Origin of the sequence: Vibrio anguillarum, from assembly GCF_001989995.2 — a bacterium.
GTDB lineage: Bacteria > Pseudomonadota > Gammaproteobacteria > Enterobacterales > Vibrionaceae > Vibrio > Vibrio anguillarum.
In genome coordinates this window covers 38,208-62,483 of record NZ_JAHGUP010000025.1, presented here as the reverse complement: position 1 = coordinate 62,483, position 24,276 = coordinate 38,208, and the positions used below count along the sequence as shown (strand labels likewise).

Here is a 24,276-nt window from a genome sequence, read left to right as displayed (position 1 = left end):
TAGTGATTATTCAACTTCCTTTAGACGGGCTGTGAAGTGGCGTAGCACTTGTGGCTCGTAGGTAAAATCGAGTCCCTTCACGTTGTGGGCATTCTCTTTTACTTTCCCAAATGCTTCGATAACGAAGTCCATATGCGTTTGAGTGTAAGTAGCACGAGGAATGGTTAGGCGTAACAACTCAGCAGGACAAGGGTGTTGTTTACCCGTTGCAGGATCACGGCCTAATAGTAACGAACCGATTTCTACCGCGCGAATACCGGCTACTTTGTAGAGTTCACAGGCCAAAGCATGAGCTGGGAATTGATGCGAAGGGATATGAGGTAATAGTTTGCCTGCATCAACGAATGCTGCGTGGCCGCCAGCCTGCTGACACACAACCCCAATGGCTTCTAGGCCGTCAACAAGGTACTGAACCTGACCGATACGGTACTCTAGCCAGTCTTGACGCATGCCATCGTATAGACCGACAGCAAGACGCTCCATTGCACCACCTTCAAGACCACCATAAGTAGGGAAACCTTCTTGAATCACACAAAGCGTGCGGCACTCTGTGTAAGTGTCCATCATCGATTCATCTTTGAAACACAACAGACCGCCCATTTGAACCATTGCATCTTTCTTCGCTGACATGGCTAAACCATCTGCGTATTTATAGGTTTCACGAGTGATTTCTTCGATAGTCCAATTTTGATAACCCGGTTCGCGTTGCTGAATAAAGTAAGCATTCTCAGCAAAACGCGCAGAGTCCATGATGACAGGAATATCGTAGCGTTGAGCAATCTCGTATACCGCTTTTAAGTTAGCGATAGAGACAGGCTGACCACCGGCAGAGTTACAAGTAATCGTGCTGACAATGTAAGGTACGTTCGCAGGCCCTGCTTCTTCAATCGCCATTTCCAGTTTCGCGATATCAAAGTTACCTTTGAAATCTGCATTGACAGATGTATCGAACGCATCTTCGGTATAGACGTTTTTCGCCACACAGCAGTTAACCTGAGTGTGACCTTGAGTGGTGTCGAAGAAGTAGTTAGACAGCGCCACCATTTTTGAACGATCGAGGCCTTTTTCTTGCTCACGCTTTTTAATTAGAACAGGAATATAGATTTGCTCTGCACCACGGCCTTGGTGAGTTGGGATAGTTAACTCATAACCGAAGATATCTTTCACCGCATTCGCCAGCGCATAGTAGCTGCGGCTGCCACTGTAAGCTTCGTCACCCATGAGCATTGCTGCTTGCATTCTTTGAGTAATAGAGCCTGTGCCGCTGTCAGTGAGAAGGTCAATAAATACATCGTCACTATCGATAAGGAATGGGTTCATACCCGCTTTAAGGATGGCCTCTTCGCGATATTCACGTGTTGTACGTTTTACTGGTTCAACAACACGAATGCGGAAGGGTTCTGGTAAGTGTTTAAAGTTTTCCATGATAATACCTTTGAATAATTTAATTTTCGTCAGGCGATATTAGTCAACACCCTTTATATATTTAGAGTGAAAAATATCGCGCCAAATAATTAGCGATAAAATTCGAGTGAAATAAATCTATTTGAGAATAACCAAGCAACAACTTTAAATTAATAAAGATGAATGCAAGTATCGAAAAGCGATATAAATAGATTTAGTGTTGATGCTGATTGTTTAATGGATTCGAAAGAATGCAGAAACAACCAAGCAGGCTAGGCGTGTGCAAAAGATGGTAAAATTGAGATTTGATAGTCGTGCGTGTACCAAGCTAGGGAGCTTGACCATAACTTATCTTGAATTTTTAGATTTTTACTCATATCTAAATCCGTGGTGAGTTATAGCTGGTTGACTGATGGAACGATTCTTAACCAAGTTGATTAGTAAGTAAATTGATAGAAATAATAATTGTGATCGAAGTCCTTAACTTGAATATGGAATAAATCATGGCTCACAAATAATCAGCTATAGGATAAGTAAATTTATGATGGAAAATAAATAGAAATTTTAAAACCCATTAAATATTAATGATTCCCTGTAAAAAAGACCTCGATATTATTAATCGAGGTCGACAGTCAATAGAAGGTGAAGAGGTTGGTTTAAAACAATTTACTCGACCAACCCAGTTTCTTTCTTAGCACGTGATAGTAGCTGTAATCTTTAGGATGAATGAGCTTTAGAATATTTGGGCTTTGGTAAATATGCACTTCATCACCGGGGGAAACCGGTAGGGATACTTGTCCATCGCAGCTAACTTCCTGTGTTCCGCGATTATCAGGCGAAACCAGCAGTTTTATCTGGCGGTTGCCATCCACAACTAAGGGGCGGCTTGAAAGGGTATGCGGGAACATGGGAACCAGTGTAATGGCGTTTAAACTGGGGGATAAAATCGGCCCGCCGCCAGAAAGTGAATAAGCGGTAGAGCCCGTTGGGGTAGAAACGATAAGGCCATCGGAGCGTTGAGAAAAAGCGAAGCTATTATCTATATAGACTTCAAATTCAATCATATGTGCAATTTTGCCGGGGTGTAATACGGCTTCATTAAGCGCTGCATTATGGCTTTTGACTTGCCCGTGGCGATGAATTTCTGTTTCCAGTAAGAAGCGTTGCTCTTCTAAATATTCGCCATTGAGTACTGCAAGTAGCCTTGGTTGAAAATCTTCTGGGTTGAGATCGGTCAAAAATCCTAAATTGCCACGATTCACCCCAATCACGGAAATGTCGAAGCGTGATAATACGCGTGCGGCACCGAGCATATTGCCATCGCCCCCAACCACAACCGCAAGGTCTGCTTTTTTGCCGATTTCAAGCAGGCTAGCGAAATGTTCCGCAGGTACACCTTCCAATATTTCGCTGAGACGATCATCAATAAAGACCGGATATCCCATTGAAGTTAGCCATTGATAAAGCTCTTTATGTGTTTGAATGGCTTGTTGATCTCTTGGTTTTCCAATGATAGCGATCACTTCAAATGGTTTTTTCATAAATTTTCCAAACTAATTAGGCTTGAATCAGGATTGTTCATCCCCATAATAAGGGCAAGTTATGCCTTTGTGCGAATTTTTGTGTGCTTAACTTTTTGAACTGTGGAGGTTAAGCGCAAAATAGTTGGATTCTGGAGATATCATGAACAACGAAGAAAACAAAATCAAAGAAGAAGAACTACAGCAAGAAGTAGTGGGTCAAGAAGCTGAAGTCGTTGGTACTGACGCGGATATCGATTGGAACGAACAAGTTGAAGTCGATGAGAAAGAGTCCCAAATTGCGCAATTAGAAGCGGCGCTACTGTCGAGCGAAGCAAAAATTCAAGAGCAAAAAGACTCGGTGCTAAGAGCGAAAGCGGAAGTTGAAAATATGCGCCGCCGTTCAGAGCAAGAGATCGATAAAGCGCGTAAATATGCGTTGAGCCGTTTTGCTGAAGAGTTGTTGCCAGTGTTAGACAACCTAGAGCGCACGATTCAAGCTGCTGACGCTGAGAACGAAGTAGTGAAACCGCTGGTGGAAGGTGTGGAACTGACGCACAAAACTTTCATTGGCGTAGTTGAAAAGTTTGGCCTGAAAGAGATTAATCCTGAAGGCGAAACATTCAACCCAGAATTGCACCAAGCAATGTCAATTCAAGAGAGCCCAGATCATGAACCGAACACTGTGATGTTTGTGATGCAAAAGGGCTATGAGTTGAATGGCCGAGTGATTCGCCCTGCGATGGTCATGGTATCAAAGTAAAGAGTTGCGAAATAAGCCAAATGCTTTATTGGCGTTAATTTATTCAGTGCCAAAGAGAGGTGTACGTCGCCTCTCTTTTTTATGTCGAAATCGATTAATGTCGAGATAGAAACCTTCATTAAGTGATTTCGGGATTGAAAAAGTCGTTATTTACGCTGTTTAGTCGAAATATCATAACTTTTTTCAATTTTGCCCTTGAAAAGGTGCTGAGTGACCTTATTTATTGGGCATACGAGAAACGAACATCCTTGTTTAGTTTGTGAGTAAGGGTTGAAACCCTGTTCTCCCTCCCCCACATAGGGGGTAGCATAAAACAAAAATAGAATTTATTTGGAGATAGCCTGATGGGTAAAATCATTGGTATTGACTTAGGTACTACTAACTCTTGTGTTGCTGTTTTAGATGGCGACAAACCTCGCGTTATTGAAAACGCTGAAGGTGAACGTACAACTGCATCGGTAATTGCATATACAGATGGTGAGACGCTAGTAGGTCAGCCTGCAAAACGTCAAGCGGTAACAAACCCAACCAATACGCTATTTGCAATTAAGCGTTTGATCGGTCGTCGTTTTGAAGACGAAGAAGTTCAACGTGATATTGAAATCATGCCTTACAAAATCGTGAAGGCTGATAATGGCGATGCTTGGGTTGAAGCAAGAGGCCAAAAAATGGCCGCTCCTCAAGTTTCAGCTGAAGTTCTGAAGAAAATGAAGAAAACAGCTGAAGATTTTCTTGGTGAGCCAGTTACTGGTGCCGTTATTACGGTTCCTGCATACTTTAACGATGCACAACGTCAAGCAACGAAAGATGCAGGTCGTATTGCAGGTCTTGAAGTAAAACGTATCATCAACGAACCAACAGCGGCTGCACTTGCTTATGGTTTGGACAAACAAGGTGGCGATCGCGTTATCGCGGTATACGACCTTGGTGGTGGTACATTTGATATTTCAATCATCGAGATCGATGAAGTTGAAGGCGAGAAAACATTCGAAGTTCTAGCAACTAACGGTGACACACACCTTGGTGGTGAAGACTTTGATAACCGCATGATCAACTATCTCGTTGATGAGTTCAAAAAAGAGCAAGGCATCAACCTAAAAACTGATCCACTTGCGATGCAGCGTCTAAAAGAAGCCGCAGAAAAAGCGAAGATTGAGTTGTCATCAGCGCAACAAACAGATGTGAACTTGCCTTACATCACCGCTGATGCTGCTGGTCCTAAGCACATGAACGTGAAAGTGACACGTGCGAAACTAGAATCTCTAGTGGAAGACCTTGTTCAGCGTTCGCTTGAGCCACTGAAAGTGGCGTTGGCTGATGCAGACTTGTCTGTCGGCGACATCACTGACGTTATCCTTGTGGGTGGTCAGACTCGTATGCCTATGGTTCAGAAGAAAGTGGCTGAATTCTTTGGCAAAGAAGCGCGTAAAGATGTTAACCCAGATGAAGCGGTTGCTGTTGGTGCGGCCATTCAAGGTGGTGTGCTTGCGGGTGAAGTAAAAGACGTACTGCTACTTGACGTAACGCCTCTGTCTCTCGGTATCGAGACAATGGGTGGCGTGATGACTAAGTTGGTTGAGAAAAATACAACGATTCCAACTAAAGCGAATCAAGTATTCTCTACCGCTGAAGACAACCAAAACGCAGTAACGATCCATGTTCTACAAGGTGAGCGTAAGCAAGCCATGTACAACAAATCGCTAGGTCAATTTAACCTAGAAGGTATTCAAGCTGCACCACGTGGCATGCCACAAATTGAAGTTGTGTTTGACTTGGATGCGGATGGTATCTTGCACGTGTCTGCGAAAGATAAACAAACAGGCAAAGAGCAGAAGATCACTATCCAAGCGTCTGGCGGTTTGAGCGATGCTGAAATCGAGAAAATGGTCCAAGAAGCTGAAGCAAACAAAGAAGCGGACAAAAAGTTCGAAGAGTTAGCGACAGCACGTAACCAAGCGGACCAAATGATTCACGGTACTCGTAAGCAAATTGAAGAAGCGGGTGATGCTCTTCCTGCTGACGATAAAGTGAAGATTGAAGCGGCCATTACTGAGCTTGAAGAAGCGAAGAAAGGTGAAGACAAAGAAGCGATCGACGCTAAAGTTCAAGCGCTTATGGCTGCTGCTCAAAAACTGATGGAGATCGCTCAGCAAAAAGCTCAAGCACAACAAGCGGGTGAAGGCCAACAACAGTCTGCAGAAGACGATGTTGTTGACGCTGAGTTTGAAGAAGTCAAAGAAGACAAAAAGTAATTGATTGAGTTCCCTCCTTTTAAGCGGGGAGGGCTAGGGTTGGGTGGCTCGCGAGTTTAACCCACCCTAACTTCTCTAAGAGAAGAATGAAATCAACGGTATGATGCGGGCGTTTGGGGTAACTCTTACGCCCGTATGTCTGTAATTAATGAAAACTCATTGGTGTCCATCTAACTAACAGTGTCTTTTTAGTTTGAATTCACTAGAATCTAGAGCCATTAGTTAGGTCGATATAAACACCAAGCGGCAGCGTGTCGTTTGCGGTAACAAATTGGTGACGAAGAAGATGTCAAAACGTGATTTTTACGAAGTATTAGGCGTAGGCCGAGATGCCTCTGAGCGCGATATTAAAAAGGCGTACAAGCGCCTAGCAATGAAGTTTCACCCTGATAGAAACCAAGGGGATGACAGCGCTTCGGACAAGTTTAAAGAAGTAAAAGAAGCGTATGAAATTTTAACCGATTCGCAAAAGAAAGCGGCTTATGATCAGTACGGTCATGCTGCTTTTGAACAAGGCGGAATGGGCGGTGGCGGCTTTGGTGGCGGCAGTGCTGATTTTGGCGATATCTTCGGTGATGTCTTTGGTGACATTTTCGGTGGTGGTCGTCGGGGCGGTGGTCAAGCGCGTGCACAACGTGGTGCTGACTTGCGTTACAACATGGAACTGTCTTTAGAAGAGGCCGTTCGTGGTTGTTCGAAAGAGATTGAAGTGCCAACACTGGTCCATTGTGATTCTTGTGAAGGTACTGGCGCGAAGAAAGGCTCGTCTGCGCAAACGTGTGGAACCTGTCATGGTCACGGCCAAGTACAGATGCGCCAAGGATTTTTTGCTGTACAGCAAACCTGTCCGACTTGCCATGGTAAAGGTAAGATCATTAAAGACCCATGTAACGTGTGTCACGGACAGGGGCGTAAGCAAAAAACCAAAACGCTTAATGTTAAAATTCCAGCCGGTGTGGATACGGGCGATCGCATTCGTTTATCTGGCGAAGGTGAAGCGGGAGAAATGGGCGCTCCAGCGGGGGATTTGTATGTACAAGTTCACGTCAAAGAGCACCACATTTTTGAACGCGATGGTAACAACTTATACTGTGAAGTCCCTGTAAGTTTTGCTATGGCTGCACTTGGCGGTGAAGTTGAAGTTCCAACACTCGATGGTCGTGTAAACTTGAAAGTGCCAGAAGAGACGCAAACAGGGCGCATGTTCCGTATGCGTGGTAAAGGTGTGAAAGGCGTACGCGGTGGGGCGATCGGTGATTTGGTTGTCAAACTCGTAGTTGAAACACCAGTGAAACTGAGCGCGCGTCAAAAAGAACTATTACGTGAATTTGAAGAAACTTGCGGTGGTGAAGCGGCAAATAAGCATAAGCCTAAATCGGAAGGTTTCTTTAATGGCGTGAAAAAGTTCTTCGATGATTTAACCAGCTAATTCACTGTTGAATTATTATCTATCCAATAAGGCCTGCAATGCAGGCCTTATTCGTTCCAGATACAGGATGACTTTCTCCTCCCCTCACAAACTGAACCTTTGTGGTGCTCTATTTCCAGCATGCGCTTGGTGCGGATTCGTTGGTTGATTTCAATGTCATGACCTTATCGCTGGTTAGACATTCATCCTGGTCTTGGCCTCTGGTGCTCTGCGCCGTCGCGGTGATGGTGTAGCTACTGGTTGCGGAGCTGGCGACTGAAAACTGATAGCGTTCAGCATCGCTTTCACAGATGACGCAATTTCCCCCTGAAATGATCCCGCCCCAGTCATAACCCTTATCGTAGTGATGCTCCAGTTCCAGTTGAATTCTCCCCATATCGGCGAGTGCGGTGGTTCGGTGCCCTTTTAAAACGTGCTTGGTATAACTTGGATAAGCGATTGCAGATAGTACGCCAATAATCACAACCGCAATCAATAATTCGATCAATGTCATCCCGAACGACCGCCGGTTGTGGTTGTTGCATTTAGAATTTCGAATCATCACGTGGAGTTCCTTGTTGATTTACCCGCTATTTTTATTAGGTGATAGCATTCGCGCAAGGTGAATTTTGTTTCATATTTTAATTACATAGGAATTTGGGAAATGGCTCGCGGGTTTACTTTACTTGAGCTGCTTATCACGGTTTCCGTTTTGTCTATTTTACTCACGATAGCGGCTCCCAATTTCAAACAAGTCAGTGATACGCAAAAGATGCAGCGTTTAGCGGGTGAGATTAATGGCTTGATGATGAGTGCCCGTTCGGAAGCAGTAATGAGAAAGCAGCCGCTATGGGCGCATATTGTCATGTCGGGTTCGGTTAATAGCCAAGGTGAATGGCAAATCGTGCTGACTAATTCAGGAACCTATCCCGGGGGGCAAGTGATTTCATCGCTATCGGGGCAACCTTATCGCAATATTGAATTGGGGGTGAATTACCCGTCAAATCAGATCCATTTTGAAGCCATTAATGGCCGAGCTGTAAATGGGAGCCTTGATTTTTCAACACACCAAGGTGCACTCAAATTCACGACCTATAGACCTTCAGGACGAATGCGCCTATGTGGTAATGGAGGAGACTATTTTGGTTTTAAGCAGTGCAGCTAACATACCGAGAGCAAAAAAGCATACCTATAAAGCTCATATCGCTGAAACCAAGCAGATGGGGGCAACGTTAATTGAGTTCATGGTGGCATCCATGCTTGGCTTGATTGCGATAGCCATTATCGGCTCTGTATTCATCACTGGGCAGAAGGTAGCGACCGAAAGAGGCAAGGAGCTACTGCTACTGCAACAAGTGACGGGCGCGCTGCAATACCTCAAACAAGATATTCAACGTGCAGGTTATGATGGCGGTCATGGTAACTCACTCACGTTATTGGATAGCGATGATATCGTTTTTGTTTCGGCCGACCAATCAACGCTCGCGTATGCCTACCTTGATGATACGGGGGCAACGAAACAGATCAGAAATGTTGGGTTTGTCATGACTTCTGGCGCGTTGGGTGTCTGTGACAGGCCGACGTCTGTGATTTCAGGGGCCAAAACCGTTTCCCAAGCGACGGCTGGTTGCTCTGCTATTTTTGATACTAACCAGATTAATGTGACTCATTTTCAAGTCCAGCGAGCATCATTAGCGGCGAATGGTGTGAGCTCAGCCTACATGACGATCTCTATGGCAGCAGAGTTGGTGGGGGATAGCCGTGTATCAACATCATTTGGAGTGGCAATAAAACAAAGGAATTGGCAGTAATGAAGCAAGCTCAGCAAGGCGCTGTAACGTTATTGATCACCACGCTTTTGTTGGTGCTCGCTTTAGTGGTGGCATTAGGCTCCTACCGTTCGCTCTTTTTTCAGATCAAACGAGCACAAAATGAGGTGCAAGCGAGGCAACAGCATTGGCGAGCAGAAGGGGGGCTTGAGTGTGGTTATAGCCATATTGTGAACAATAAAAATAGTTCAATTCCAAATAACCTCAATACCTTGTGTGTCGATTTAGAGTTAACGTACCTCTCTGCAGACCCTACTAACGCCAGTACACTTATGTCCCAGTATCAAATGACGACGTTGAAAAAGAACATTCTGTTTCAACGTGGGAGAAGTCCAGGAGCCATTCGTTCTACTTCAGACTTAATAGTGTTTGGCTCTACACTTATTTCTCCACCAGATCCCGGACCTAAAAATAGTGATGGGAAATATGAATGCGCGGCTATCGCCGTTGCTAAATATGTTATTGCTACGGCGGGAGTGACAAATAATGGTGTTGGGAGTGCTATTCAAAAACCAAGCGCTGTTTTTGACAATAGTGCCGATTGCGCGCCGACGCATAAAACGAACAGTAGTTCACAAAGCGGTATTTGGAAAAATAGTAGCGGTCTTTATGAAGCAGTCGATGTCAAAAATGATATTTACCGAGATGAAACGCTAAACCCATTTAAAGATCTCTTTGGTTACGAACGGGGAGAATGGGAAAAAGCACGCGACGATACTGAATTTAAGTTCTTGAGTTACACAATGACTAGTGGTGATGTTGATTGTGTTTCGAAATTTAAAGGTGCTTTGGTTCTTGGTCAGCCGAATCAAGTATGGATTGATGGCAGTTGTCAACTGAACCAAGCATCGATTGATACAATGTCAACCATACAAAATGCTCATCCTGGGACTTACCTTTTTTTGCTGGTGCATAATGGCGTGTTAGGGATTCGAGGGAGTGGCAGTATTCAAGGGGTGCTCTTTCATTTTAACAGTGGATTTGCCGCTGATACGGCAAATTGGAATGGATTTGATACTGAACTCATCGCGGATCTCAATGCTAATTTTGATGCACCGATAAAAACATTGTACGGCGGCGCTACCACCTTGACGCCAAAGCACGCTACCTACTTACAGTCGGGATCTTTTCAATTTACCGGAGGAATGGCCTTTGATACTCAAGGTCAGATAGCACTATTTTATAACTCGCTACGTTTGCAATATAACAGTGATATTGAAAACAGCTTTTCCTTTTCGGTTCCACCTAGATGGCAAAAAGGTTCATGGAATGATCTCTAAGCAGCAAGGATTTAGCCTAATAGAAGTAATGATATCGTTTGTTCTAATTGGTGTTGGGGCACTGGGTTTGGTCAAATTACAAGTGTTGGTTGAGCAAAAGGCGGATTTTGCCGTTCATAGTATCGAAGCACTACATTTGGCCGAACAAAAGTTGGAATGGTTTCGTAGCCGTGGCGCTTCTGCCGCGATTTCTACTCTCACGCCAGCGCATTTTGATAGTGATATTGTTAACGGACAAGATCACTCACATCCCTTTTATACACTCAGTTGGTCAGTACCAACGGTCTCTTCATCGGGCTCACTGAAAACCATTTATATCGAGTCCTATTGGCATGATCGTCAGGGAAATAAGCAGTCGGTTGAGCTGAAAACCATGATTTCGCAGTTCAGTGAGTTTGATTAGCGTCTCGATGCTTATACAAAAATGAAATATTTGATTTTACAAATTGGTTACTGATTTGTAGGAAAAAAGAGCATAAGAATGTGTTTGGATTGTTGTGGCGGAATGCTATTTTTGCAAAATATGTCCCCGTTTTTGTAAAAAACTGTAGAAGCTTGTGCTTTGGTTGAGGCTTTTTTATAGAATAACCGACGATTAATAGGTCGGCTAAATAAATTGATATAGGCCTACAGCAGCAACATCACATATGGAGTTACGAATGAGTAACCAAGTCGTAAAACAAGCACCATTTCCGAAGCCGAGCGGTATGGATCGCTTTTTAAATTTTATTGAACGTGCAGGAAATAAAATTCCTGACCCTGCGATTTTGTTCTTCTGGGCACTGATTATTGTTTGGGTTTCATCGGCACTGTTATCGAATGTGACATTTGATTTGACCAACCCTCGAACGGGTGAAGCATTGCAAGTGAATAACCTACTGACAGGTAAAGCGCTCGCGAGTTTTCTAGCCAATATGGTGACCACATTCACCAGCTTTGCGCCGCTAGGTATCGTGCTGGTTGCCATGCTCGGTGTGGGAGTGGCTGATTCTTCTGGGTTTATCACTACAGGCCTTAAGAAAATGCTAAATTTCACGCCAGCGAAACTACTGACACCGATGCTGATTTTGGTGGCGATAGTGTCGCATACGGCTGCTGATGCCGGTTATGTATTGGTCATTCCTCTGGGTGGGATTATTTTCCATGCGGCAGGGCGTCATCCACTGGCCGGTATTGCAGCCGCATTTGCTGGTGTTTCTGGTGGCTTTTCAGCGAACTTTATCCCTTCTGGTATTGATCCTTTGCTCGCTGGTTTTACACAAACCGCCGCACAAATTTTGGATCCTCAATACATAGTGAATCCGCTGGCGAACATTTTCTTCACGGGTTTATCTTCGGTGATCATCGTTGCGATTGGTTGGTATGTGACTGAGAAAATTATTGAACCTCGTCTAGCGAATATGCCTGTCGATGAAGATGCGGAAATAGCGCCTGATCTAGGAACATTCAGCGCAACTGAATCGAGAGCATTTCGTTTTGCTGGCTGGGCAATGGTGGTAGGTATTGCATTACTAGTAGCGGCTTTGATCCCAGAAAACTCAGCACTGCGTTCGCCTGATGGTGAGCTAACGGCCTTTTCTGCTCCAGTGATGAAGTCGATCGTTCCTTTGATTTTTATCTTGTTTATTATTCCGGGAATTGTGTATGGCCGAGTGGCTGGCACCTTTAAAAACAGTAATGACGTGATAAAAGCGATGTCTGGCACCATGGCTACGATGGGCGCATACATAGTGATGTCGTTCTTCTGTGCTCAGTTCTTATCAGCGTTTGGTCAGTCTAATATTGGTACTATGTTGGCATTGTATGGCGCCGAAGGCCTAAAAGCGATGGACTTACCCGGCCAAGCAACGATTGTGGGGATGATTTTACTTACGGCTAGCGTTAATTTGCTGGTGGGTTCGGCCTCGGCAAAATGGGCATTGATTGGTCCAATTCTGGTACCTATGCTGATGGCGGTAGGGATTTCTCCCGAGCTATCGCAAGCGGCTTACCGCGTGGGCGATTCGGTTTCTAACATTATCTCTCCACTGATGGTCTTCTTCCCATTAGTCGTGGTGTATTGCCAACGTTATGTAAAATCGACGGGCATTGGCACCTTGGCTTCAATGATGATGCCTTTCTCCATTGCGATGCTGATTGGTTGGACGCTGTTCCTGCTCGCTTACTGGGCTTTTGGTATTCCGCTAGGGGTGCAAGCGCCTTACACATACAGCTTGTAGCGTTAACATTATTTATCGAGTCTGAATTTAAAGCCCGCGAGTGTATCGCGGGCTTTTTCAATCTTATTTGTGCAGATGCTGTGCGTGAAATGCTAAGTGATCATCAATAAAACTTTGAATGAAAAAATAACTGTGATCATAACCTTTATGCATTCTTAACGAGAGTGGGCTATTGCTCGCTTGTGCAGCGGCGAGTAAGCGTTCAGGTTTAAGCTGTTCGTGTAAAAACGGGTCTTCCTCTCCTTGGTCAATCAAAATGGGTAAGGATGATGAGTGAGTGGTGAGCAATTCAACCGCATCGTATTGTTTCCAATCTTGCAGGTTACTACCAAGGTAGTGGCGAAATGCTTTTTGCCCCCAAGGGCAGTGTATTGGGTTGCTTATCGGGCTAAAGGCTGAAATCGAGCGATAGCGTTGAGGGTTTTTCAATCCGATGGTTAACGCACCATGGCCACCCATACTGTGTCCTGCAATCGCTCGCTGTTGGTTTACGGGAAAATGTTGCTCTATTAAGGCTGGAAGTTCTTGCACAATGTAGCTGTACATTTGGTAGTGCTTATCCCAAGGCGCTTGGGTTGCGTTGAGGTAAAATCCTGCGCCAAGGCCAAAATCATACGCTCCTTGCGGGTCGTCAGGAACATCTTCACCTCTTGGGCTGGTATCGGCGGCAACAATCGCGATACCGAGCTTAGCCGCGCTTTGAAATGCGCCAGCTTTTTGCATGAAGTTTTCATCGCTGCATGTTAAGCCGGATAACCAATACAACACCGGAACCGATTGATAGGCCGCTTGAGGTGGAAGATAAATAGCAAAACGCATACTGCACCCTAGTACTTGTGATGAGTGCGTGTACTGTTTATGACAGCCTTCAAATACTTTGGCTTGGCTAATGTTTTCAATGTGCATAGCAAGTTTCCCCACCCAGCCCTTTAAGAAAAAAGGGCTGGCTATTAAGGCTTATTGGTCAAAATGAATCACAGAACGAATACTTTCGCCTTTATGCATTAAATCAAAGGCTTGGTTGATATCCTCTAAACCCATGGTATGGGTAATAAACTCTTGCAAACCAAATTCGCCTGCCAGATAGCGCTCGACAATGTGTGGCAGTTCCGAGCGGCCTTTTACGCCGCCAAATGCACTACCACGCCATACTCGGCCCGTCACTAATTGGAAAGGGCGAGTTGATATTTCTTGGCCCGCGCCAGCCACACCAATAATGACCGATTCTCCCCAGCCTTTATGGCAGCATTCTAACGCTTGGCGCATTACATTGATGTTACCGATGCACTCAAAAGAAAAATCAACACCGCCATCAGTCATCTCAATAATCACTTCTTGGATTGGCTTAGTCAGAGTTTTCGGGTTCAGGCAGTCCGTTGCACCAAGCTGAGTAGCAAGCTCAAACTTATTCTCATTGATATCAATGCCAATAATACGGCTGGCACCGGCCATTCTTGCACCAATAATGGCGGAAAGCCCGATGCCGCCTAGGCCAAAGATGGCCACAGTATCACCTTGTTTAACTTTGGCTGTATTGAGCACCGCGCCCATGCCCGTTGTGACACCACAACCGAGCAAGCAGACCTCTTCTAATGGCGCCGCTTTATTGACCTTAGCCAAGGAAATTTCTGGCAACACGGTATACTCAGAAAAGGTGGAACAACCCATATAATGGAAAATGGGTTGGCCGTCTTTATAGAAACGTGTTGTTCCATCAGGCATTAACCCCTTTCCTTGCGTTTCACGTACCGCTTGGCACAGGTTGGTTTTACCTGATTTACAGAATTTGCATTCACCACACTCTGCGGTGTACAAGGGAATGACATGATCTCCTACCTCGACGCTGGTTACGCCTTCACCAATCCTCTCAACGATACCGCCACCTTCGTGGCCGAGGATAACCGGAAAAATCCCTTCAGGGTCTTCACCAGATAGCGTAAAGGCATCGGTATGACAAACGCCGCTCGCAATAATACGCACCAACACTTCGCCTTTTTGGGGCAACATAACGTCAATCTCCTCGACTTTTAGTGGTTGATTTGGCCCCCACGCAATCGCCGCGCGAGATTTAATGAATTGATGTGATGACATAAGATTTTCCTTTGCACATTACTTGAAGTTTCAAGTGAGTTGGGGAGAGTGACAGTATATTCCCTTCTTGAAATTTGATAATCGGTCTAAAATAAGAATTACTTTTACTTATCAGTAATAATTAAGATGGCGAGTTGGGAAGGCATTCATGAATTTGTTGCGGTGGCTGAAACTGGAAGTTTTACCGCAGCAGCACATAAACTATCGACATCAGTAGCGAATGTCAGCCGACGTATTGCGCTATTAGAAGAGCGCTTGGCGGTAAAGTTGTTGCAACGTACCACGCGGCGAGTCTCCCTGACCGAAGCGGGTCAACTCTATTATCATCAGTGTCGGCAATTGGTTGAAGGCTTAGCGCAGGCTGATCTTGCTGTCACGCAGATGCAGCAAACGCCGTCAGGTTTACTGAAAGTGACCGCTCCGGTGACTTATGGTGAGCAGAAAGTCGCGCCTTTGCTGCATGAGTTTTTACAGTTACATCCTCAATTGGAGTTGGAACTGATACTCACTAACCAAAAATTGGATCTGATTGCGGAAGGAATTGATGTCGCCGTACGATTAGGGCAGTTAGATGATTCGAGTTTTATTGGCAAAAAGTTATCCAACCGACAACTGTTTGTCTGCGCTAGCCCTGACTATTTGGTGAAATATGGCACTCCCTATTCATTGTCAGAGTTGGTTCATCACCAATGTTTACAAGGCACTATGAACTATTGGCGATTTAAGGATCAGCAACGCTCTCGTGAAATCGGTGTTAAAGGAAAAATTAAATGCAACAGCGGTGTGGCGTTATTGAATGCCGCGTTGCAAGGGATTGGAATCGTACAATTGCCCGACTATTATGTAGAGCCGTATTTGCTCTCGGGTGAGTTGCAAGAAGTGCTACATCAGTACCAAGATGATCGTGAAGGTGTATGGGCTTTATACCCACAAAATCGCCATTTGTCCTCAAAAGTTAGGCTGCTGGTGGATTTTCTGGCAGAACGGCTATCGTCCGCTAACGGCAAAGGCTAGTGAAAGAGAAAATAGGATATATGAATACACAGTTTACCGTTCAAGATCAAAAGTTTATGCGCCGAGCTATCGCGCTTGCCAATCTTGCAGAACAAGCAGGTGAAGTGCCTGTGGGCGCTGTGCTTGTTAAAGATGGCGAAATCATTGCTGAAGGTTGGAATGCCTCTATTGGTCAACATGATGCGACAGCGCACGCTGAAATTCAGGCTTTGCGTCAAGCAGGTCAACGGTTACAAAATTATCGTTTGCTTGATACTACCTTATACGTCACTTTAGAGCCCTGTCCAATGTGCGCAGGCGCACTGCTGCATAGCCGAGTCAAAAGGATTGTCTTTGGCGCTCCAGATCTCAAAGCTGGGGCGGCCGGTACGGTGCTGAATTTATTTGAAAGCCAAGCCTCCTATCATTACGCGACGGTCGATAAAGGATTGTTAGAAGAGGAGTGTCGGGAGCAACTGCAATCTTTTTTTAGACGAAGACGCGCAGAGATACAGGCGGAAAAACAGCGGAATAAACAACAGAGTGATGGGCTTTAGCAAACATCCACTTTGAGTAGATGTTTGCCGCTGAAGGTTAAGCAGAGATTAATTGCATAAATGCACGGTTACGCCAGATAATTTTCTTTTTATTATTGGATAACATACGCTTACGACGGTTCGCTGCCACCGTTTTATTAAGGTGTTTTGATAGCTTTTTACGTTTAAGCATAAACAACCTCCTACTGCTGAGTTTTGACAATGATCCCTAATGGTTTAGGGTGCCTTATGACAATCTTAATCTGCCTTTATAGTGCAGGATTGTTACCATAATATGAAACTTAGGAAACGATCTTTTTCACGTTTTGATGTATGGGCTGCACACTTGGAAATCAAGTGTGCAATTTTTGTTCAACGTGGAAGATTTAGCTATTGTTATGCTTATTGAGCTACGGGGTCGAGATACTGATTATCCTGCGCCTCATCGGCCGATTCCATAGATTCTAACGCGGCCTCCTCCTCCTCAATACTGATCACAACCAAATCATCAGTACCTGAACTATTGTCTATCTGCTTTTGTTGATCAACATGGCCAATAATACTTTGATAATAGCGACGAATATTTTCAACGTAGGCCTTGGCTTCGTCACCTCGCGCGTAGCCATATCGAGTCTGGCTGAAGTATTTCTTTTGTCTCAGTTGAGGGAGGCGTTCTTTGACTTCAGTCCATGAATCAGGGTTCGCACCTTGCTGTTTAGTTAAGCGTCTTGCATCCATCATATGCCCATAGCCGACGTTATATGAAGCGAGAGCAAACCAAATTTTCTCATGTTCTGGGATGGAGTCTGGTATACGCTGTACCATCCGACGCAGGTATTCGACACCACCACGAATCGATTGTTCCGGATCGAGTCGATTGGCGACACCAACACTTCTTGCCGTAGGGAGAGTCAACATCATCATACCGCGGACCCCGGTGGGGGATTTAGCTAACGGATTCCAGTGAGACTCCTGATAAGCTAAGGCGGCAATCAATCGCCAATCAAACTCGTCAGAATATTGTTGGAAAAGAGGGGCCCATTTTGGTAAGCGGACATCGAGTGCTCTAATAAAGGCGCGCGTATCGACATAATCAAACGTGCCCACGTGACCAATATATTTCTCTTCCAAGGCCGCTAATTGACCAGATTGTTTAAGGTTGCCAAAAAACTCAATCATCAAGGCGTATAAGCTTTCATCTTCAGAACGACGCATATACCAAGCGATAGGCTGATCTTCAGTTAATTCAAAGGCGACGGCTAAGTCAGGGTAGATTCGCTGCGACAGCGAGACTTCGACCGAATCAGCCATGGTAAATAGCAGTTCGCCATTCGAAACCTGTTTTAAAAGGTCGTTAACGTCGGCGTTATTATTCACATTGTACTGAAACTCTGGGTAGATCTGTTTAATGTCGCTGAGCGTATTTTCAAAGTGGGATTCATTCACGATAGAAAAAACGCTGTCACCTTCATGCCCAGCAATCAGTTCCGGTTGTTTTTCCAGTAATTGTTTTAAATTTCTTGGACGCCAGTTGCCTTTCTTATAGACGACTTGTTGGCTGACATAGTAATAAGCGGGCCCTGTTCTGTACTCATTCAAGCGTTGATTCGATTGACTTAACCCTGCTGCAACAACGTCGATTTCCCCATTTTTCAGTGCAGGAAAGAGACTAGACAACCGATAAGCGGGTTTCATCTCTAGTTTAACCCCAAGCTGATTGGCAAATTCGCGTGCTAGTTCGTAGTCCAGCCCTGCAGGGCCATCTGGGCCAATGTAGTAGGAGAGTTGATTGTTCAACGTACCCACTCGCAATACGCCACGTTCACGAATATGGTCAAGCTCGCTTTTAGGATCTGAATCGATTTGGCAACCGACGACAAAAAGAGTGAGTAGGAAAATGGACAATGAGCGATGAAGCTGAATCAGATAATACTTTGGCATTTATGAGCGATCTCTTACATCAATTACTGCCTTTATATCAAAGGCGGCCATATTGGCAAAGTTTCAGATCAAAAACGGATGAAAAAGTGTCGGCGACCACGCTAATGTGGCTGTATTTCAAATTTGACAAAAAAAATGACGCAAACGGTTGCTTTTGCTGTTACGTCACAAAAAGAATTCCTTTATAATGCGTTCGAAATCACGAGGTGAAATTGGTATGTATTCAGTTTTCTTTTATTAACTTATTGTATTTTAATGATTTTGAATTCATTCCAATTACACTTCAACCCACTGTATAAGAGACCTAAGCACATGAGAATTTTGCGTGGCTCCCCAGCGCTTTCTGAGTTTCGTGTTAACAAACTCGTTGAACTTTGTCGTGAACAGCAACTGCCTGTATCGGGTATTTACGCGGAGTTCATGCATTTTGCTGATCTCTCTGCGGATTTAGACGCTCAATCCCTTGAAAAATTAGAGAAACTACTCACTTATGGCCCAACGATTCAAGAACATGAGCCACAAGGTCTTCTTTTACTGGTCACTCCTCGCCCTGGAACCATCTCGCCTTGGTCTTCCAAAGCGACGGATATTGCACATAACTGTGGTTTGAATGAGGTGAAGCGCTTAGAGCGAGGCACTGCTTACTACATCGAATTAGATCGCGAACTTTCTCAACCGCAACTTGTTACGCTTTATTCACTGCTGTACGACCGAATGATGGAAGTCGTGTTTACCGATTTCGAATCAGCAACCTCACTGTTTAAAGTCGCTGAACCTGCTCCCGTAGCGTACGTCGACTTGCTGAATGGCGGCCGCTCAGCGCTTGAAAAAGCAAACGTTACCCTTGGGCTTGCATTGGCTGACGATGAAATTGATTATTTGTTCGAAAGCTTCGTCACTAAGCTTGAGCGTAATCCAACCGATATCGAATTAATGATGTTTGCTCAAGCAAACTCTGAGCATTGTCGCCATAAAATCTTCAATGCCGATTGGACTATTGATGGCGTTAAGCAAGATAAATCGCTGTTTAAGATGATCAAAAACACTTATGAAGTGACTCCTGATCACGTGCTGTCCGCCTATAAAGATAATGCTGCCGTCATGGTGGGTTCAGAAGTTGGGCGTTTTTTCCCTGATCCAGAGACACGCCAATATGGTTATCACCATGAAAAAGCGCATATTTTAATGAAGGTGGAAACACACAACCACCCTACGGCAATTGCTCCTTGGCCGGGCGCTTCAACGGGTTCCGGTGGTGAAATTCGTGACGAAGGTGCAACGGGTATTGGTGGAAAACCTAAAGCCGGGTTAGTCGGTTTTACTACTTCAAACTTGCGTATTCCTAATTTTGTGCAGCCTTGGGAAACGGATTTTGGTAAACCGGGGCGCATTGTCACGGCACTCGATATTATGCTGGAAGGCCCGCTCGGTGGCGCGGCTTTTAACAACGAATTTGGTCGTCCCAACTTGTTAGGTTACTTCCGTACTTACGAAGAGAAAGTTAACTCTCACGCAGGTGAAGAAGTGCGTGGTTATCACAAACCAATCATGATTGCTGGTGGGATGGGGAATATCCGCGACGAGCATGTGCAGAAAAAAGAGATCCCAGTTGGCGCGAGCTTAATTGTGCTTGGTGGTCCGGCAATGAACATTGGCCTTGGTGGGGGCGCTGCTTCTTCGATGGCATCTGGTCAATCTGCGGAAGATCTTGATTTTGCGTCGGTACAGCGTGAAAACCCAGAGATGGAACGCCGCTGCCAAGAGGTGATTGATCGCTGCTGGCAACTCGGTGAGGCGAATCCGATCGCCTTTATCCATGATGTGGGCGCTGGTGGTATCTCAAACGCATTGCCTGAGCTTGTTGATGATGGTGAACGTGGCGGTATTTTCCAACTGCGTGATGTACCTAACGATGAGCCGGGAATGAGCCCGCTTGAAATTTGGTGTAATGAATCACAAGAGCGTTACGTACTGGCTGTAGCGCCAGAAAACATGGCGCGCTTTGACGCCATTTGCCAACGTGAGCGCGCGCCTTATGCTGTTGTGGGTATTGCCACTGAAGAGCGTGAACTGAAATTGGAAGATTCACATTTCGACAATACGCCAATTGATATGCCGATGGACGTATTGCTTGGCAAAACACCTAAAATGTATCGTGATGTGAAGACGCTGAAAGTTAATAATCCAGCACTTGATCGCCGTGATATCGAATTGAACGAAGCGATTGATCGTATACTGCGTCTCCCTGCGGTTGCAGAAAAAACCTTCCTCATCACCATTGGTGACCGAACCGTCACTGGTTTGGTTGCTCGTGACCAAATGGTTGGTCCATGGCAAGTGCCAGTAGCAAACTGCGCGGTTACCGCGGCAAGTTATGATACTTACCATGGCGAAGCGATGTCGATGGGGGAGCGCACGCCAGTTGCTTTACTTGATTTTGGTGCATCGGCACGTTTAGCCGTGGGCGAAGCAATCACTAACATTGCCGCTACCCACATCGGTGATATCAAACACATTAAGTTGTCGGCGAATTGGATGTCACCAGCGGGTCACCCGGGTGAAGATGCCGGTTTGTACGAGGCAGTAAAAGCGGTCGGTGAAGAGCTTTGTCCTGCGCTTGGCCTGACTATCCCTGTAGGTAAAGATTCGATGTCGATGAAGACCAAATGGGATGAGAATGGCGAACAAAAAGAAGTGACTTCTCCATTATCATTGGTGATCACAGCATTTGCTCGTGTTGAAGATGTGCGTAATACCATTACGCCTCAGTTAAGAACCGATAAGGGCGAAACCTCACTGGTTTTGATTGATTTAGGTAATGGTAAGAATCGCTTGGGCGCAACGGCGTTAGCACAAGTCTACAAACAGTTGGGTGATAAACCCGCAGACGTAGATAATGCGGCGCAGCTTAAAGCCTTCTATGAAGCGATCCAAACCTTGGTCGCGAATCAGCAGATTATTGCCTATCACGATAAAGGTGACGGTGGTTTATTCGTTACTCTAGCTGAAATGGCCTTTGCTGGTCATTGTGGCGTGAAAGCCGATATCGCCGCGCTAGGTGATGATGCATTGGCCGCGTTATTTAATGAAGAGCTGGGCGCAGTCATTCAAGTTCGTCACAAAGATTTAGAGACGGTGATCTCGACGCTAACGGCGCATGGTTTACAAGCGTGTTCACACGTTATCGGTCGTGTTGAGGCTTCTGATGAGCTAACCATTACCGCTGGTGAGCAACCTATTGTTGTGCGTAACCGCACCGAACTTCGCACCATTTGGGCTGAAACCACGCATAAAATGCAAGCGCTACGCGATAACCCGCAGTGCGCGGACCAAGAGTTTGCAGCAAAACAAGATAACAGTGATAAAGGTCTTAACGTCAGTTTGAGCTTTGACGTGCAACAAGATGTTGCGGCACCGTATATTGCTAAAGGCGTGAAGCCAAAAATGGCTATTTTGCGCGAGCAAGGGGTTAACTCACACGTTGAAATGGCGGCAGCGTTTGATCGCGCAGGCTTTGAAACAACCGATATACACATGAGCGACATCTTAACGGGTCAAGCGGTGCTTAAAGAGTACCAAGGCCTCGTCGCATGCGGTGGGTTCTCTTATGGTGACGTATTGGGCGCGGGCGAAGGTTGGGCGAAATCAGTGCTGTTTAATGTACAAGCTCGTGAACAGTTCCAACGTTTCTTCCAACGTGAAGATACTTTCTCGCTAGGAGTGTGTAACGGCTGTCAAATGCTGTCGAATTTGAAAGAGTTAATCCCTGGTGCTGATTTATGGCCGCGTTTTGTGCGCAATGAATCAGAGCGTTTTGAAGCGCGCTTTAGCTTAGTAGAAGTGCAGCAATCTGATTCACTGTTTTTCAATGAGATGGCTGGCTCGCGCATGCCGATTGCGGTTTCGCATGGCGAAGGGCGCGTTGAAGTTCGTGATACGGCACATTTAGTGGCGATTGAACAATCAGGCACTGTTGCGCTGCGTTTTGTGGATAACAACGGCCATGCCACACAGCAATATCCGAACAACCCAAATGGTTCACCAAATGCCATTACAGGCTTAACGACTCAAGATGGCCGTGTGACGATCATGATGCCGCACCCAGAGCGCGTGTTCCGCACGGTAGCGAACTCTTGGCATCCTGATTCTTGGGGTGAAAACAGCCCATGGATGCGTATGTTCCAAAATGCACGTAAGAACTTAGGGTAACTCACCTTGTCGCCAGTGAGAGAAACGACTTAGTCTTGTTATTCCAGCCGCTGCAACTCAGCGGCTTTTTTGTTTACTTTGAGGATGAATTTTTTGTAAAAAATGCAGAAAAAAATTGTGATTTGTGCTCTAATGCCGCGCTTACCAAGGGATGGTGTTCAACATCCGCCGCCATATAATATAATGGCGCGCGACAAACGTTGATGAGTAATCCCTTATTATTCCCTTAGGAAAACGAAAATGTCAGAAAGTAAAAAATTCACCATCAAAGTGACTGAAAAGCGCAATGGTTGGGCGGCGGAAATCGTACGTCAAGTGACCTCTCGCAGAAGTGTTGTTTCAAAGCGCGAAATGGGTTTTGAAAGCGAAGCACAAGCACAAGCTTGGGCGGAAAAAGAGCTCAGTGGCTTTATTGAGAACCAAGCGAAACGCAATGAGCGTAAGGCTCTGGCAAGAAAAGAGAAAAAAGCTTAGTACAAAAATCTGAGTGCTGCGCTTTAAGAACGGTTATTTGAACGAAAACCCGCTTTAAATTAGCGGGTTTTTTATGCCTTAACGAAATTGACCGATTTGCGGTAAAAACTCAAAACCAGCACTGGCTAAGCGAGCCTCTAATGCCGCCCGATCGATATCAAAGTCATCCGCCAGCTTATCAAGATCGCCATTAAAATCATCACGTAGCTTCATATTGATGATGCTCATCAGCATGATTGGATCCATCGAGGCAAAATTGGCTAAATTCATCACTTATCCTCGAAATCAGAAATCAGCAAGTTAGCTGCCGCAAAGGCTGCTTGCTCTCGAACCGCTTTTGGCAGCGATTCGTCTGCTGCGACATCATTCAAGGTTTTGATGGCGCAGGAGATTGCTTGAGGAATATAAGCTTGATCACCACTGCCTATCTGCGCATAAAGCTCGCGCACTAATTCACAACAACCGTAAACTTGCATAGATTAAATCCTAACTAATGATAATGGCTCTCAATATACACATTACGCTTGGCAAAGACAAAATCAGAACTTGCGTTTGCGCAAGCTCTGATTGCATGTGATGAAACTTTAAGCGTTCACTTGCTGCTCTAGCGCCATGACCAGATCGTCGGCTAGCTGTAGTTGCTTAGCTAGCTCGTTCAGATACGCTTTTTCCATGAAATTTTGTTCATCGGCGATAAGTAAAGAGGCCAGATAAAGCTCACTCGCTTGTGCGGGCGTTGTGGCTAACTGTGCAATAGCCGCGGGATCGAGCGGTTTATGCAGCTCATTTTTTACCAGCTGCTGCAATTGGTTATCTGCGCCCATTTCAGAGATGGCTTGCTCAATTTTCGCCATTTCTTGTTCATCCACATGGCCATCAGCTTTTGCGGCGGCAATCATCGCTTTTAGGATCAGCGTGCCGTGGCTAGCATCATTAGGGTCAAAGCTAGACTGCGGTTGAGTGGTCGTTTGTTTTGCTTGCCAGTCATTATACGCTTTATAGGCTAGTGCGCCGAGCGCCGCTGCTCCACCAATCCCTATCACTTTAGTGCCTATTTTTTTTGCTTTCTTCGAGCCCATCAATAAACCGATTAGGCCACCACCGAGTGCACCTGCTCCTAAGGTTTTGAGTTTACTTGAATCTTGTGTGATAGCGCCGAGTTGGCTTGAACCTTGTTTTACGATGTCTGAATTCAATGCTTGGTTAAGTAAACTTTTTAGATCCATAGGTCACCTCCATTAATAATGGATTAAAGAATAGATCACCGTAGATGAATCGAAGATTAATATGCTTGAAAAAGCTTTTGTGGCTGGTGACAAAATAAAAAAGGTTGCCATTTAGGCAACCTTTTCAAGAG

The 24,276-nt window shown here is 45.3% G+C and carries 22 protein-coding genes; 12 read left to right on the top strand and 10 right to left on the bottom strand.

Annotation, left to right across the window (positions count from 1 at the left end):
- Positions 1–6: 6 nt before the first annotated feature.
- Both tnaA and nadK read right to left on the bottom strand, forming a co-directional pair.
- Positions 7–1,425 carry a tryptophanase gene (tnaA, locus tag PL85_RS06355; protein ID WP_017043367.1) on the bottom strand — a complete coding sequence of 473 codons (1,419 nt, stop codon included), beginning with the start codon at positions 1,423–1,425 and terminating at the stop codon, positions 7–9.
- A 635-nt stretch (positions 1,426–2,060) separates the two neighbouring features.
- Positions 2,061–2,945 carry an NAD(+) kinase gene (gene nadK / locus PL85_RS06350; protein ID WP_013857433.1) on the bottom strand — a complete coding sequence of 295 codons (885 nt, stop codon included), beginning with the start codon at positions 2,943–2,945 and terminating at the stop codon, positions 2,061–2,063.
- A gap of 142 nt (positions 2,946–3,087) precedes the next feature.
- Between nadK and grpE the strand changes: the two genes are divergently transcribed.
- The 3 genes from grpE (at position 3,088) to dnaJ (ending at position 7,368) form a co-directional block, all read left to right on the top strand.
- A complete protein-coding gene (gene grpE, locus PL85_RS06345; RefSeq protein WP_038148829.1) occupies positions 3,088–3,687 on the top strand; it encodes a nucleotide exchange factor GrpE in 600 nt (199 codons plus the stop codon).
- Positions 3,688–4,031: 344 nt separating this feature from the next.
- The gene (dnaK, locus tag PL85_RS06340; RefSeq protein ID WP_013857431.1) at positions 4,032–5,939 is read left to right on the top strand and encodes a molecular chaperone DnaK; all 1,908 of its coding nucleotides are present in this window, start codon (positions 4,032–4,034) and stop codon (positions 5,937–5,939) included.
- 286 nt (positions 5,940–6,225) lie between these two features.
- Positions 6,226–7,368, top strand: a complete 1,143-nt coding sequence (gene dnaJ / locus PL85_RS06335) for a molecular chaperone DnaJ (protein ID WP_026027474.1) — start codon at positions 6,226–6,228, stop codon at positions 7,366–7,368.
- A 109-nt stretch (positions 7,369–7,477) separates the two neighbouring features.
- On the opposite strand, the gene PL85_RS06330 is transcribed toward dnaJ, so the two are convergent.
- Positions 7,478–7,909 carry a type IV pilin protein gene (locus PL85_RS06330; protein WP_174223848.1) on the bottom strand — a complete coding sequence of 144 codons (432 nt, stop codon included), beginning with the start codon at positions 7,907–7,909 and terminating at the stop codon, positions 7,478–7,480.
- 102 nt (positions 7,910–8,011) lie between these two features.
- Between PL85_RS06330 and PL85_RS06325 the strand changes: the two genes are divergently transcribed.
- The 5 genes from PL85_RS06325 (at position 8,012) to PL85_RS06305 (ending at position 12,675) form a co-directional block, all read left to right on the top strand.
- Entirely contained in the window at positions 8,012–8,512 is a 501-nt protein-coding gene (locus tag PL85_RS06325) for a GspH/FimT family pseudopilin (RefSeq protein WP_017043370.1), read from the top strand.
- On the top strand, positions 8,490–9,158 hold the full coding sequence (locus PL85_RS06320) for a PilW family protein (protein WP_094164459.1): 669 nt from the start codon (positions 8,490–8,492) through the stop codon (positions 9,156–9,158). The genes PL85_RS06325 and PL85_RS06320 overlap by 23 nt, the downstream gene beginning before the upstream one ends.
- On the top strand, positions 9,149–10,456 hold the full coding sequence (locus PL85_RS06315) for a hypothetical protein (RefSeq protein ID WP_115339598.1): 1,308 nt from the start codon (positions 9,149–9,151) through the stop codon (positions 10,454–10,456). The genes PL85_RS06320 and PL85_RS06315 overlap by 10 nt, the downstream gene beginning before the upstream one ends.
- The gene (locus PL85_RS06310) at positions 10,446–10,859 is read left to right on the top strand and encodes a type IV pilus modification PilV family protein (protein WP_115339599.1); all 414 of its coding nucleotides are present in this window, start codon (positions 10,446–10,448) and stop codon (positions 10,857–10,859) included. The genes PL85_RS06315 and PL85_RS06310 overlap by 11 nt, the downstream gene beginning before the upstream one ends.
- 256 nt (positions 10,860–11,115) lie before the next feature.
- Complete coding sequence (locus tag PL85_RS06305; protein ID WP_017045592.1) at positions 11,116–12,675, top strand: AbgT family transporter; 1,560 nt, start codon at positions 11,116–11,118, stop codon at positions 12,673–12,675.
- 63 nt (positions 12,676–12,738) lie between these two features.
- On the opposite strand, the gene fghA is transcribed toward PL85_RS06305, so the two are convergent.
- The gene (gene fghA, locus PL85_RS06300; RefSeq protein ID WP_194573130.1) at positions 12,739–13,581 is read right to left on the bottom strand and encodes an S-formylglutathione hydrolase; all 843 of its coding nucleotides are present in this window, start codon (positions 13,579–13,581) and stop codon (positions 12,739–12,741) included.
- Positions 13,582–13,632: 51 nt separating this feature from the next.
- Positions 13,633–14,766 carry an S-(hydroxymethyl)glutathione dehydrogenase/class III alcohol dehydrogenase gene (locus tag PL85_RS06295; RefSeq protein ID WP_115339600.1) on the bottom strand — a complete coding sequence of 378 codons (1,134 nt, stop codon included), beginning with the start codon at positions 14,764–14,766 and terminating at the stop codon, positions 13,633–13,635.
- Positions 14,767–14,892: 126 nt separating this feature from the next.
- On the opposite strand from PL85_RS06295, the gene PL85_RS06290 reads away from it, so the two are divergent.
- Positions 14,893–15,780 carry a LysR family transcriptional regulator gene (locus PL85_RS06290; protein ID WP_017049448.1) on the top strand — a complete coding sequence of 296 codons (888 nt, stop codon included), beginning with the start codon at positions 14,893–14,895 and terminating at the stop codon, positions 15,778–15,780.
- 20 nt (positions 15,781–15,800) lie between these two features.
- Positions 15,801–16,316, top strand: a complete 516-nt coding sequence (tadA, locus tag PL85_RS06285) for a tRNA adenosine(34) deaminase TadA (RefSeq protein ID WP_170888572.1) — start codon at positions 15,801–15,803, stop codon at positions 16,314–16,316.
- Between the two features lie 37 nt (positions 16,317–16,353).
- Here tadA and PL85_RS18980 read toward each other — a convergent pair whose 3' ends face one another.
- The gene (locus PL85_RS18980) at positions 16,354–16,488 is read right to left on the bottom strand and encodes a hypothetical protein (RefSeq protein WP_254917022.1); all 135 of its coding nucleotides are present in this window, start codon (positions 16,486–16,488) and stop codon (positions 16,354–16,356) included.
- Between the two features lie 209 nt (positions 16,489–16,697).
- Positions 16,698–18,236, bottom strand: a complete 1,539-nt coding sequence (mltF, locus tag PL85_RS06280) for a membrane-bound lytic murein transglycosylase MltF (protein WP_115339601.1) — start codon at positions 18,234–18,236, stop codon at positions 16,698–16,700.
- Positions 18,237–18,548: 312 nt separating this feature from the next.
- Between mltF and purL the strand changes: the two genes are divergently transcribed.
- Both purL and PL85_RS06270 read left to right on the top strand, forming a co-directional pair.
- Positions 18,549–22,445 carry a phosphoribosylformylglycinamidine synthase gene (gene purL / locus PL85_RS06275; protein ID WP_115339602.1) on the top strand — a complete coding sequence of 1,299 codons (3,897 nt, stop codon included), beginning with the start codon at positions 18,549–18,551 and terminating at the stop codon, positions 22,443–22,445.
- Between the two features lie 240 nt (positions 22,446–22,685).
- Positions 22,686–22,919, top strand: a complete 234-nt coding sequence (locus PL85_RS06270; RefSeq protein WP_010319076.1) for a DUF3622 domain-containing protein — start codon at positions 22,686–22,688, stop codon at positions 22,917–22,919.
- A gap of 78 nt (positions 22,920–22,997) precedes the next feature.
- On the opposite strand, the gene PL85_RS06265 is transcribed toward PL85_RS06270, so the two are convergent.
- From PL85_RS06265 to PL85_RS06255, 3 genes are all read right to left on the bottom strand, one after another.
- Positions 22,998–23,189 (bottom strand): DUF4250 domain-containing protein, encoded by a 192-nt coding sequence (locus PL85_RS06265; protein ID WP_010319077.1) that lies wholly within the window; start codon positions 23,187–23,189, stop codon positions 22,998–23,000.
- Positions 23,189–23,395, bottom strand: a complete 207-nt coding sequence (locus tag PL85_RS06260; RefSeq protein WP_010319078.1) for a YaeP family protein — start codon at positions 23,393–23,395, stop codon at positions 23,189–23,191. The genes PL85_RS06265 and PL85_RS06260 overlap by 1 nt, the downstream gene beginning before the upstream one ends.
- Before the next feature lie 108 nt (positions 23,396–23,503).
- On the bottom strand, positions 23,504–24,145 hold the full coding sequence (locus PL85_RS06255; RefSeq protein ID WP_115339603.1) for a tellurite resistance TerB family protein: 642 nt from the start codon (positions 24,143–24,145) through the stop codon (positions 23,504–23,506).
- Positions 24,146–24,276 lie beyond the last annotated feature (131 nt).

Coding starts and splice junctions, on each gene's coding strand:
- tnaA (WP_017043367.1), bottom strand. CDS start 1,425: ATGGAAAACTTTAAACACTTACCAGAACCCTTCCGCATTCGTGTTGTT.
- nadK (WP_013857433.1), bottom strand. CDS start 2,945: ATGAAAAAACCATTTGAAGTGATCGCTATCATTGGAAAACCAAGAGAT.
- grpE (WP_038148829.1), top strand. CDS start 3,088: ATGAACAACGAAGAAAACAAAATCAAAGAAGAAGAACTACAGCAAGAA.
- dnaK (WP_013857431.1), top strand. CDS start 4,032: ATGGGTAAAATCATTGGTATTGACTTAGGTACTACTAACTCTTGTGTT.
- dnaJ (WP_026027474.1), top strand. CDS start 6,226: ATGTCAAAACGTGATTTTTACGAAGTATTAGGCGTAGGCCGAGATGCC.
- PL85_RS06330 (WP_174223848.1), bottom strand. CDS start 7,909: ATGATTCGAAATTCTAAATGCAACAACCACAACCGGCGGTCGTTCGGG.
- PL85_RS06325 (WP_017043370.1), top strand. CDS start 8,012: ATGGCTCGCGGGTTTACTTTACTTGAGCTGCTTATCACGGTTTCCGTT.
- PL85_RS06310 (WP_115339599.1), top strand. CDS start 10,446: ATGATCTCTAAGCAGCAAGGATTTAGCCTAATAGAAGTAATGATATCG.
- PL85_RS06305 (WP_017045592.1), top strand. CDS start 11,116: ATGAGTAACCAAGTCGTAAAACAAGCACCATTTCCGAAGCCGAGCGGT.
- fghA (WP_194573130.1), bottom strand. CDS start 13,581: ATGCACATTGAAAACATTAGCCAAGCCAAAGTATTTGAAGGCTGTCAT.
- PL85_RS06295 (WP_115339600.1), bottom strand. CDS start 14,766: ATGTCATCACATCAATTCATTAAATCTCGCGCGGCGATTGCGTGGGGG.
- PL85_RS06290 (WP_017049448.1), top strand. CDS start 14,893: ATGGCGAGTTGGGAAGGCATTCATGAATTTGTTGCGGTGGCTGAAACT.
- tadA (WP_170888572.1), top strand. CDS start 15,801: ATGAATACACAGTTTACCGTTCAAGATCAAAAGTTTATGCGCCGAGCT.
- PL85_RS18980 (WP_254917022.1), bottom strand. CDS start 16,488: ATGCTTAAACGTAAAAAGCTATCAAAACACCTTAATAAAACGGTGGCA.
- mltF (WP_115339601.1), bottom strand. CDS start 18,236: ATGCCAAAGTATTATCTGATTCAGCTTCATCGCTCATTGTCCATTTTC.
- purL (WP_115339602.1), top strand. CDS start 18,549: ATGAGAATTTTGCGTGGCTCCCCAGCGCTTTCTGAGTTTCGTGTTAAC.
- PL85_RS06270 (WP_010319076.1), top strand. CDS start 22,686: ATGTCAGAAAGTAAAAAATTCACCATCAAAGTGACTGAAAAGCGCAAT.
- PL85_RS06265 (WP_010319077.1), bottom strand. CDS start 23,189: ATGAATTTAGCCAATTTTGCCTCGATGGATCCAATCATGCTGATGAGC.
- PL85_RS06260 (WP_010319078.1), bottom strand. CDS start 23,395: ATGCAAGTTTACGGTTGTTGTGAATTAGTGCGCGAGCTTTATGCGCAG.
- PL85_RS06255 (WP_115339603.1), bottom strand. CDS start 24,145: ATGGATCTAAAAAGTTTACTTAACCAAGCATTGAATTCAGACATCGTA.